10 protein-coding genes are annotated in these 10,817 nt (G+C 33.8%); 4 read left to right on the plus strand and 6 right to left on the minus strand.

Annotated elements, in window-relative coordinates; all coding sequences use genetic code 11:
- Nucleotides 1-114 precede the first annotated feature (114 nt).
- The 5 genes from dnaN to ACNQGX_RS07355 form a co-directional block, all read right to left on the minus strand.
- A complete protein-coding gene (dnaN, locus tag ACNQGX_RS07335) occupies nucleotides 115-1,233 on the minus strand; it encodes a DNA polymerase III subunit beta (protein ID WP_131915977.1) in 1,119 nt (372 codons plus the stop codon).
- Nucleotides 1,234-1,336: 103 nt separating this feature from the next.
- Nucleotides 1,337-3,022 (minus strand): gliding motility-associated ABC transporter substrate-binding protein GldG, encoded by a 1,686-nt coding sequence (gldG, locus tag ACNQGX_RS07340; RefSeq protein WP_417975268.1) that lies wholly within the window; start codon nucleotides 3,020-3,022, stop codon nucleotides 1,337-1,339.
- Nucleotides 3,022-3,747 carry a gliding motility-associated ABC transporter permease subunit GldF gene (gldF, locus tag ACNQGX_RS07345; RefSeq protein WP_417975269.1) on the minus strand — a complete coding sequence of 242 codons (726 nt, stop codon included), beginning with the start codon at nucleotides 3,745-3,747 and terminating at the stop codon, nucleotides 3,022-3,024. Before gldF ends, gldG begins: the two co-directional genes overlap by 1 nt.
- A gap of 59 nt (nucleotides 3,748-3,806) precedes the next feature.
- Nucleotides 3,807-4,103 carry a putative quinol monooxygenase gene (locus ACNQGX_RS07350; protein WP_121365948.1) on the minus strand — a complete coding sequence of 99 codons (297 nt, stop codon included), beginning with the start codon at nucleotides 4,101-4,103 and terminating at the stop codon, nucleotides 3,807-3,809.
- Nucleotides 4,104-4,162: 59 nt separating this feature from the next.
- Entirely contained in the window at nucleotides 4,163-4,990 is an 828-nt protein-coding gene (locus tag ACNQGX_RS07355) for an SAM hydrolase/SAM-dependent halogenase family protein (protein ID WP_417975270.1), read from the minus strand.
- Between the two features lie 182 nt (nucleotides 4,991-5,172).
- Between ACNQGX_RS07355 and ACNQGX_RS07360 the strand changes: the two genes are divergently transcribed.
- From ACNQGX_RS07360 to ACNQGX_RS07375, 4 genes are all read left to right on the plus strand, one after another.
- On the plus strand, nucleotides 5,173-6,123 hold the full coding sequence (locus ACNQGX_RS07360; protein ID WP_417975271.1) for a PhoH family protein: 951 nt from the start codon (nucleotides 5,173-5,175) through the stop codon (nucleotides 6,121-6,123).
- A gap of 195 nt (nucleotides 6,124-6,318) precedes the next feature.
- Complete coding sequence (locus tag ACNQGX_RS07365; RefSeq protein ID WP_417975272.1) at nucleotides 6,319-7,134, plus strand: HAD family hydrolase; 816 nt, start codon at nucleotides 6,319-6,321, stop codon at nucleotides 7,132-7,134.
- 63 nt (nucleotides 7,135-7,197) lie between these two features.
- A complete protein-coding gene (locus tag ACNQGX_RS07370; protein ID WP_417975273.1) occupies nucleotides 7,198-9,546 on the plus strand; it encodes a S9 family peptidase in 2,349 nt (782 codons plus the stop codon).
- Nucleotides 9,547-9,653: 107 nt separating this feature from the next.
- Nucleotides 9,654-10,607, plus strand: coding sequence for a phosphoribosylaminoimidazolesuccinocarboxamide synthase (locus ACNQGX_RS07375; RefSeq protein ID WP_417975274.1), 954 nt, complete (start codon nucleotides 9,654-9,656; stop codon nucleotides 10,605-10,607).
- Between the two features lie 72 nt (nucleotides 10,608-10,679).
- Here the strand turns inward: ACNQGX_RS07375 and ACNQGX_RS07380 are convergent, their stop codons facing one another.
- Nucleotides 10,680-10,817 (minus strand): IS3 family transposase, encoded by a 138-nt coding sequence (locus ACNQGX_RS07380; protein ID WP_417975281.1) that lies wholly within the window; start codon nucleotides 10,815-10,817, stop codon nucleotides 10,680-10,682.

Consider the following 10,817-nt stretch of genomic DNA (forward strand, 5'->3'; position numbering starts at 1 on the left):
CGAGACGGTTTTTTAAATATAAAAATGGTTTGGTTAATAGCGTATCTGTTATACAATGGTAAGTATTATATTTGAATTTTAAAAATTAAAATACAACAAAATCATAATATAATGTTAACTGTTCAGCATTACCGGCATTACAAGCATGGTAACAGTTTCACCTTCTTCTAATCCATCAACAGGAGTAAGGATTCCGGCTCTGTTTGGCAATGACATTTCAAGCATAATCATATCCGATTGCAAGTTAGTCAACATTTCAGTTAAGAAACGAGAATTATACCCTATTTGCATATCATCACCTTGATAATCACATGTCAATCTTTCTTCGGCTTTGTTTGAATAGTCAATATCTTCAGCAGAAACATTCAATTCAGCACCAGCGATTTTCAAACGAATCTGGTGTGTAGTTTTATTCGAAAAGATAGCAACACGACGCACAGAACTCAAAAATTGAGAACGGTCAATCATTAATTTATTTGGATTCTCTTTTGGAATTACCGCTTCGTAATTTGGATATTTTCCATCAATCAAACGACACATTAAAAGATAATTGTCAAAAGAAAAAGTAGCATTCGAATCGTTGTATTCAATTTTTACTTCAGCATCCGAAGTACCAAGAATATTTTTTAAGATGTTCAAAGGTTTCTTTGGCATAATGAAATCAGCCACTTGAGAAGCCACTACGTCAGTACGCGCATATTTAACTAATTTGTGTGCATCAGTTGCTACAAATGTCAATCCTTGTGGCGAAAACTGGAAGAATACACCAGACATTACCGGACGCAAATCATCATTTCCGGCAGCGAATATTGTTTTGCTTATTGCTGTTGCCAAAACATCAGCAGGAACAAGTGTTACAGATGGATCGTCTAAGTTAACCGATTTTGGAAATTCATCTCCAGGAGCATAAGCCAAAGCATATTTTCCAGAATTAGAACTGATTTCTATCGTACTATTTTCTTCAACCGTGAAAGTTAAGGGCTGTTCCGGGAATGTTTTAAGGATTTCCAAAAGCAATTTTGCAGGGACAGCAACGCTTCCTTTACTTTCTGAATCAATTCCTAAAGTAGCAGACATGGTTGTCTCTAAATCAGAAGCAGAAACCGTTAGCACATTATGGTCTAAATCAAATAAAAAGTTATCTAAAATAGGCAAAGTATTACTGCTGTTGATAACGTTACCTAAAACTTGTAATTGTTTCAATAAGTACGAACTCGATACTATAAATTTCATCTGTTTTGTTTTATTTTTTACGGTATTTCTTTAAATCCGAAATACGATACATTTTACAAATATATCGTAAACTATTCTAGTTTGGAAACTTTTTTATTAACATCTATTTGCTGTATTTTCTTTTTCGAAGGAAAGTAAATACGACACCAAAAAGTATCAAAATAAGAATTGGAAGCCCGATAGTTAGGATTTGTGTTCGAGTATAGTTTTCATAAACTTTTTCTTTATCCAATAAAGGTAAATCAAGATCTTTACTTCGAATGTTAATAAGTCCGGTATCATCCAATAGATAATTGACGCAATTTATCAGGAAATCTTTATTATCATACAAATTACCAGATCTTTGATCATAACCCAATTCTACGGGTTGAAAGTTTTTATCCAATTGGTTTTTTATCAAATCCCCATCAGAAATCACAATCATTTTGTTGTCTTTTCCTGTGGCTTGAAATGTTTTTTGTTCAAATGGCAACACTCGATTTTCAAACATAGAATGAAACGAACCTTCCAATAAAACCGAAAGTGGAATCTTTCCTTTATTTAAATAATCGTTTGGCGAAGTTTCTTCGGCAACACTATTCAGGTTTATCTCCGTTGGAGTTCCTATTTTCTTCGAATATTGAGACGATTGCAACAAAATGGTTTTCTTAATTCCGTTTTTCAGGGTATCGATAGGATTCGCAAAATCAAATTTGATTCCACCTAAATTTTTCACAATCGGATGCAAACTGTTTGGATACACCTGAGGCGCAAATTTCCAATTAAATTCTTGAAATTGAGTCGCACTTCCTTGTTCTCCGGTGGCTAGTTTTATTGGACTTCCTTGTTCGTCTTTTACTAAATCAGGATTGATTCGAATTCCGTATTTAAAGAACATGTCATTCAAATTCAAATCTTTCGGATACGCCAAAGTGGCTCCGGATGAATCATACAAACTATCCATTTCTGCCGAAACTTGGTCAATTAGCCACAATGTTTTTCCGCCATTGATGATGAATTGGTCTAAAACTTGTTTCTCCGCATCGGTAAATGTTTCGGTAGGTTTAGCGATTACAGCCAAGTCATATTTTTCTAAAGCTTCAAGACTTTCAATAGGATTTTTGGCAACCGAATCTAAAGTAAAAGGTCCGATATGATAACTTTCGCGAACCTGCAAAAGAAATTTAGCCATCAAAATATCTTGCAATTCACCGTTTCCTTTGATAACAGCAATTTTCTTTTGTTTGGCTTTGGTAATTTTATTCAACCCTTCGGCAATGGAGTATTCCAAGTGCTGAACAGATCCAATCACTTTTTGGGTAGTTGTTGCGCCCATAATATTTTTCAACAATGGAATATTAACTTCCTTATTGTCATAAACGGCAATCGCCCAAGGAAAAACCATCGCTTGGGATTGCTTTCCTTTGTCGTCAACGGTTATGTTTATTGGCGTAAGCCCTTTTCGATACAAGTCTTTAATATTGTCCATGCTTGTGTCTTCGTTCTCCAATGGATCTACGAATTCAAAAACAATATTGGTATTGTACGCCTGAAATTCTTCCAGTAATTGCTTTGTTTCTTGTTGTAAACGTTTGAATTCAGCCGGTAAATCGCCTTGCATATATACTTTTATAGACAAAGGATTTTGAACCTGCTTAATGATATTCAAAGAAGTAGGGGAAAGCGTGTATCTTTTATCTTTTGTTAAATCAAAACGATGGAAAAAGTGATTTCCAATGCCATTTGCGATCAACAAAATAACAATGGTGAACAATACGTTTTTTAGATTTTTGTTTTTAATGGGTATCATTACGATTTGAAAGATTTTAGATTATAAACAGTAAATGAAAGAAAGACAACGGTTATGCTTGTAAAATAAAGGATATCTCTGGTGTCTAATACGCCTCGGCTCATGCTTTTGAAATGATCTTGCATTCCTAATGAAGCAATTATGGAAGACCAATTTGGAACTACAGAAGCTAAACCTTCAAATCCAAAATAGAAGAAGAAGCATAAAAATACCGCAACAATGAAAGCCACAATTTGATTGTCAGACAATGTTGATGTGAATATTCCAATGGCTGAATAGGCAGCAATCAGGAATAATAATCCAAAATATGAACCAATTGTGCTTCCCATATCGATATTGCCCTCCGGCATTCCTAAACTGGAAATAACGGCTACATAAATGAATGTTGGGATTATTGCCATTACGATTAAAAGCAAAGCACCAAAAAATTTTCCGTTTACGATTTGCCAAATACTCAAGGGTTTGGTCAGCAATAATTCTAAGGTTCCTTGTTTTTTTTCATCCGAAAAACTGCGCATCGTTACTGCAGGAATCAAGAATATCAAAATCCAAGGCGCCAAGGTGAAAAATGGAGTCAAATCAGAAAAACCGGTATTCAAAATATTGTAATCTCCTTCGAAAACCCAAAGAAACAATCCGTTAATAATTAGAAAAATGGCAATAACTAAGTAGCCTATGGGCGAACCGAAAAAGGATTTTATCTCTCGTAATACTATTGATTTCATATTTTATTTTTTTGCACTAAGACGCTACAGGCGCAAAGTTTTTTATATCGCAATTTTTATTATTCTAAACTTACTAATTTATCAACGCTCCAAGCTTCCGGTTTGTCGTTGAATAATTTCTTGGTGAATGTCCAAACATCGTAAAAAAGTTCAGAATTCCTGTAATTTTCTAAATCAGCTTCGGTTTCCCAATAACTGTAAGTAAAGAAAATACTTTTGTTATTTTTATCCTGGTACAATTCTAAGAAACGATTTCCGGGTGCATTCCGTATTTTATCTTTCATTAACTCAAAGTTTTCTAAAAATGCAGGAATATGTTCCTCGTGAAAACTCAATTTTACTATTCGTACAAACATTTGGGATTTATGATTTTAGATTAACGATTTTAGATTTTTTAACTGATTACTGAACACTGTTATCTGAATACTATATTTATAATATCCCTATAATTCAATCCCAGCAAGCTATTTGCAGATCCTACTTTAGAAGGATTGCTTCTAAAAATGGCAATTTCAAGATAACCGGCTTCGTTGAAAATAGCTAGTTTTTCTCCTTCATACGATTTAATCGGATATTTTTCAGAACTCGCAATTGCGGAATAATTGGGCAAAATTGTTTTGATATTTTTGGTTTTCAAAACAATTTCATAGGGTCTTCCTTTGGCAACTTCGATAAAATATTTTTTAGAAATATTGGTAATTACATTCCCAAAATGATCAATGTAAATCACATGACCTTTTAGCGAATTCCCATCATCTGAAATAGTGGCTTGCAGATTTGTAACTTGCTTAATCGTATTTATTTCTTTACCAATGACATTCATTAAACCACCTTTGGCTAAATGGCAAGCAACTTTTACAAATACATCCAGATCAGTAGCTTCACTCGGCAAACGATCATGAATATTAATCGCAACTATTTTTTGTGGAACAATTTTTTGCGAAAGCATGCTTAAAATCCCATTATCGGCGGCAATAAAATAGTGATCGTTCCATTGCATCACAATATGTTGATTCTCTTTGTTCGATTCCATATCCACTCCTACAAGATGAACCGTACCTTTTGGGAAGCTCGCATACGATGCTCCAATAATGTAACTTGCTTCTACTGTGTTGAATGGGTCGATATCATGTGAAATGTCAATAATTATTGCTTCGGAATACTCAGACAAAATTTTCCCTTTCAACGCACCTACAAAGTGATCTTTCAAGCCGTAATCGGTAGTTAGGGTAATTGTTGACATAAATTTGTTTATAACTATTGGTGTTATGTAAACCTAATTTTATTAAATTTGAGAAGTGCAAAGCTAATAATAGTAAACTCAAAAAACGAAAAACAAAAAACAAATTCAATTTAAAAACAAGAAATATACCCGACAGCCAATTGATTTATAAAAAAATTAATTCTAATTTAAAACTACCTCATTTGAACGAAAGAATAATCGAGCTCATAGACATCGCTCCAAAAGACTTTTGGGGCGCTCAAGACACTCATCTTGAAACAATTAAAAAATACTACCCAAAATTAAAAATTGTCGCTCGGGGAACAACTTTAAAAGCTTTTGGAGAAAAAGAGGTTTTAGACGAGTTCGAAAAACGTTTTCAACGGTTAATGCTTCATTTTACACGTTACAACACTATCGATGACAATGTTATTGAACGCGTTATTCTAAGCGACGGTCAAGACGAGAGAAAATTATTGGGACATGATAAAATTTTAGTACACGGAGTAGGAGGAAAAATCATCAAACCTATGACGCCCAATCAACAATTGTTGGTGGATACCATGGAAAAGAATGATATGGTTTTTGCAGTGGGACCTGCGGGTACCGGTAAAACCTATACCGGAGTCGCTATGGCAGTAAAAGCATTGAAAGAAAAAGAAGTAAAAAGAATTATTCTTACCAGACCAGCAGTAGAAGCAGGGGAGAACCTTGGTTTTTTGCCAGGCGATATGAAGGAAAAACTAGATCCTTATATGCAACCTCTTTACGATGCTTTACGCGATATGTTACCCAACGAAAAATTGGAAGATTATATTTTAAAGGGAATTATCCAGATAGCGCCATTGGCATTTATGCGTGGAAGAACGCTGGATAATGCTTTTGTAATTTTGGATGAAGCCCAAAATACTACGCATTCCCAAATGAAAATGTTCTTAACGCGTATGGGAAAAAGTGCCAAATTCATGATTACTGGTGATCCCGGTCAAGTCGATTTACCGCGAAGAACCATTTCAGGTCTTAAGGAAGCTATTTTGGTTCTAAAAGATGTAGATGGAATTGGGATTGTTTATCTGGATGACAAAGACATTGTAAGACACCGATTGGTCAAAAAAGTGATTGATGCCTATAAGCAGATTGAGAATAACGATTAAAAATTGAGAAGTTAAATTTTTTTGAAGCGGAAAGAAGGATCATTTTCAATAGATAATGTATTCGCTTTCCGCTTTAATTTTTTGCGAAACAAAAGAATTTCCTTTAATTTCTTAAAATAAAATCCAAACGATTCCTTTTGTATCTCTTCAAAATGCAATAAATTTGGAATTATTAAAAATGACAGTTAAAAAAAAATGATTTCAACAGAAAAAATTAAAGTCGTAATTAGCGATTTAGACGGAACTTTACTCAATTCAGAACATAAAATATCCCAATATACCAAAACCGTTTTTCAAGAACTCCACAATCAAGACTATTTAATAATTGTTGCTACCGGCCGTCATCACCTAGATGCACTGGATATTGTAGCAGATTTGGGTTGCCCGGTTTATCTGGTAACTTCAAACGGAGCCAGAATCCATTCGCCCCAAAAAGAGCTTCTTTTTTCTTTTGATATTCAAAGCGATGCTGTAAAATCTGTTTTTGATTTACAAATTGATCCCGAGATTACCACTATTTTATTCAGGGAAAATCTTTGGCAGACTAATAAAAATAACGAAAAATTGAACAGTTATCAAAAAAAATCCAAATATCTTCCCGAAATTGTTGATTTTAAGACGTTGGAAGATTTTGAAAGTATAAAATTTTATTTCACTCATGATAACCATCAAAAATTAGTCGATTTAAGAGACCAAATTCTAGAAAAACATCCGGATGATTTTAGCCATGCTTTTAGCCTTCCTTTTTGTTTGGAGTTTATGGATAAATCGGTAGATAAAAGTGTTGCTATTGCCAAAATTTTGGAAAAAGAGAATTTTGTTTTCGAACAAACAATTTCTTTTGGAGATGGATTTAATGATGAAAATATGCTTAAATCTTCTGGTAAAGGTTTAATTATGGGTAATGCACCCGAAAGTTTAAAAGATAGACTTTCTCATTTAGAAGTGATTTTGACTAATGATAATGAAGGAGTTGCAAAATACATATCGCAGCAACTATTAAATAGTTAAAAGCTTTTAAATAAGTACTTTTGAAAATAATTTTAGAATCCATTTTTTAATAAAAACAGTAAAATGAACAAAAAAACAATCCTTGTTATCTGTATTTTGTTTTCCATAATAGTTCAAAGTCAAACGCTAAAACTGGAAGAAATCATGAAAGGTAACGCTTTCATTGGTGCGCAACCAGAGAATGAAAGATGGTCTTTAGATGGTCAAAAAGTTTATTTTGATTGGAATCCAAATAATGAATTGGGTACGAGTACTTATTTTTGGAAAAACGGATTGTCAAAACCAGAATTAGCGTCACCAAATGAAGTTGCTTTTTCAAAATTAGAATTCAAAAAAACAGCCAATCCGGATTTGTATTATTACATCGATAAAGGAAGATTGTTTTCGTATGCTGCAAAAAGTAAATCATCCAAAAAATTGTACCAACAAAGCAGTCCGATTTCTAATTTGCAAATGGGTTCTGTCGCTGGAATACTTTATTTCAGGCAAAATGAAAACCTCTTCCAGTTCAACACCAATGAAGGTTCCATCATTCAAATCACTAATTTCAGACGAGGAAAAGGAGATGATGCTGCAACTGAAAAAGAGTCCTTTTTGAAAAGCCAGCAGGAGGAATTGTTTCAATTTATTAGAGATCAGGAAGCGTTGAAAAAATGGAATTTGGCAAAATCAAAAACTATAAAATCTGATTTTCCAAAGCCCTATTATTATGGAAAAAGTACCTTTGGAAGCTTGAAAGTGGATCCAAAAGGAAATTTTGCCACCTTCAGATTAATAGAAGATGCAGAACGTAAGAATGAAAAAATGGAACTTTTCATTACCGCTGATGGCTACAATCAAATCGAAGATACTAAAGACAAAGTTTCTGTAGATAATTTGGTAGCAACCAAATTTGGAGTGTATAACATCGCCAAAGATTCAGTTTATTTTGTAGATTTTTCATCGTTAAGTCACATTCAGGATACACCTAAATATTTAGAATTATATGAGAAATCAAAAGCTACAGAAAAAAAGAACAAATTAATCGTAGTTCAGGAGCCTATTTACAATGAAAATGGATCTTTTGCCATTGCCGAAATCAGAAGTCAGGACAACAAAGACCGCTGGATTGTCAGTTTAAATTTAGAAAAAGGAACTTTTCAGGAATTAGATTATCAACATGATGAAGCTTGGATTGGCGGACCCGGAATCCCTTCCAATTCTTACGGAAGAGGAACACTTGGATTTTTGGGAGACAATGAAACCGTTTATTTCCAATCGGAAGAAACAGGTTATTCCCATTTGTACTCGTATAATTTAAAGTCAAAAAAGAAAACCCAACTGACCAAAGGAAATTGGGAAGTGCGCAACGTGAGTTTGGCAAAAGATAAAAAGTCTTTTTATTTAACCACAACTACTACGCATCCGGGAAACAGAAATTTCTATAAATTAGAAGTTGCAAATTCGGTTTTACAGCCTATTTTAACTAAAGATGGCGCGCATGAAGTGAGTTTGTCTCCAGACGAAAGTACATTATTGGTTCGTTATTCGTATAAAAATAAACCATGGGAATTGTATGTAGCGCCTAATAAAAAGAATACGAACTTAAATCAGATAACGTCTTCTACTGCGGAAAGTTTCAAAGGATATTCTTGGCGTGAACCGGAAGTGATTACTTTCAAAGCGCAGGATGGAACTCCCGTAAATGCCAGATTGTACAAACCACAAACTGCGAATGCGAATAAAGCAGCTATCATATTTGTTCATGGTGCAGGGTATTTGCAAAATGCACATAACTATTGGAGTACGTACCACAGAGAATACATGTTTCATAATTTATTGGTCGATTTAGGCTATACCGTTTTGGATATTGATTATAGAGGCAGTGATGGATATGGACGTGATTTTAGAACAGGAATTTACCGTTTTATGGGCGGAAAAGATTTGACAGATCAAATTGACGGTAAGAAATATCTAGTCGAAAATTACGGAATTGACGCTTCAAGAGTTGGAATTTATGGAGGTTCTTACGGAGGTTTCATTACGTTGATGGGAATGTTGACGACTCCAAAAGAGTTTGCTTCGGGTGCTGCATTGCGTTCTGTTACGGATTGGGCACATTACAATCATGGCTATACCGGAAATATTCTTAATTTCCCGGAAACGGATCCGGATGCTTACAAAAAAAGTTCTCCAATCTATTTTGCGGATAATTTACAAGGAGATTTATTGATGCTTCACGGAATGGTTGATGACAATGTAGAGTATAAAGATATTGTTCGTTTGTCTCAGCGTTTTATAGAATTAGGCAAGAAAAAATGGAGTTTATCTAGCTTCCCAGTTGAAGCACATGGTTTTAAAGAAACCTATTCTTGGGTTGATGAGTACAGCCGAATCCTAAATTTATTCAACGATACGTTGCTTAAAAAATAGTTTTAAAGATAAAAATAAAATTTGAGAGTTCCGTTCTTTTCTTTGCGTAACTCTATGAAATAGTTTTAAATTTGCAGGAACAAAAATAAACACACACAACTATTATAATGAGCAATACAATCACAACTACTAATTTTAATTTTCCAAACCAGAAATCTGTTTACCGAGGTAAAGTAAGAGAAGTTTACAACATCAATGATGAACTTTTGGTAATGGTAGCTACGGATAGGCTTTCGGCTTTTGATGTAGTTTTGCCAAAAGGAATTCCATATAAAGGTCAAATCTTGAATCAAATTGCTACTAAATTCATGGAATTAACAGAGGATATTGTTCCTAACTGGTTAATTGCAACTCCTGATCCTAATGTAGCTGTAGGTCATTTATGTGAGCCTTTCAAAGTAGAAATGGTCATTCGTGGTTATCTTTCAGGTCATGCTGCCCGAGAATATGCTCTTGGTAAAAGAGAAATTTGCGGAGTGAAAATGCCAGACTATTTGAAAGAAAATGATAAATTCCCAGAACCTATTATTACGCCGACTACCAAAGCGGATAATGGCGAACACGATGCAGATATTTCTCGTGAGGATATTTTATCGAAAGGAATTGTTTCTGAAGAAGATTATTTAGTTTTAGAAAAATTCACAAGAGATTTGTTTCAAAGAGGAACTGAAATCGCAGCCAGTCGTGGTTTGATTTTGGTGGATACCAAATATGAATTTGGTAAAACCAAAGAAGGTGTAATTGTCTTGATTGATGAAATTCACACACCGGATTCTTCTCGTTATTTTTACGCTGAAGGATATCAGGAACGTCAAAACAAAGGCGAAGAACAAAAACAATTATCGAAAGAGTTTGTTCGTCGTTGGTTAATTGAAAATGGTTTTCAAGGACTGGAAGGACAACAAATTCCTAATATGACTGACGAATACATTGAAACAGTTTCTGAAAGATATATTGAATTATATGAAAATATTCTAGGAGAGAAGTTCGTTAAAGCGGATATCTCAAATATTGATGAAAGAATCGAGAAAAACGTTTTGGAATATCTAGCCAATAGATAATTAGTTTTATAAAAGGTAAATAAACAAAAACCGCAATTTAGACTGCACCCAAAAGTTTAGACAAATTTATAATTAATTTTGACAATAGTGAGCTCGATATTTTATCGGGCTCATTTTGTTTAAATTTGATTTGATTCTTTCGTTATTGTAATAGTTAATATACTGTTTAATTTCAGTTTTTAATTCTTCTATTGTTCTGAACTTTGTTAT

Source organism: Flavobacterium glycogeni (genome assembly GCF_048286775.1).
Lineage (GTDB): Bacteria > Bacteroidota > Bacteroidia > Flavobacteriales > Flavobacteriaceae > Flavobacterium.

Bases quoted from the DNA above. Each gene is read 5' to 3' on its own strand.
- dnaN (WP_131915977.1), bottom strand. From the start codon at position 1,233: ATGAAATTTATAGTATCGAGTTCGTACTTATTGAAACAATTACAAGTT.
- ACNQGX_RS07375 (WP_417975274.1), top strand. From the start codon at position 9,654: ATGAGCAATACAATCACAACTACTAATTTTAATTTTCCAAACCAGAAA.
- ACNQGX_RS07370 (WP_417975273.1), top strand. From the start codon at position 7,198: ATGAACAAAAAAACAATCCTTGTTATCTGTATTTTGTTTTCCATAATA.
- ACNQGX_RS07355 (WP_417975270.1), bottom strand. From the start codon at position 4,990: ATGTCAACAATTACCCTAACTACCGATTACGGCTTGAAAGATCACTTT.
- ACNQGX_RS07350 (WP_121365948.1), bottom strand. From the start codon at position 4,103: ATGTTTGTACGAATAGTAAAATTGAGTTTTCACGAGGAACATATTCCT.
- gldF (WP_417975269.1), bottom strand. From the start codon at position 3,747: ATGAAATCAATAGTATTACGAGAGATAAAATCCTTTTTCGGTTCGCCC.
- ACNQGX_RS07365 (WP_417975272.1), top strand. From the start codon at position 6,319: ATGATTTCAACAGAAAAAATTAAAGTCGTAATTAGCGATTTAGACGGA.
- gldG (WP_417975268.1), bottom strand. From the start codon at position 3,022: ATGATACCCATTAAAAACAAAAATCTAAAAAACGTATTGTTCACCATT.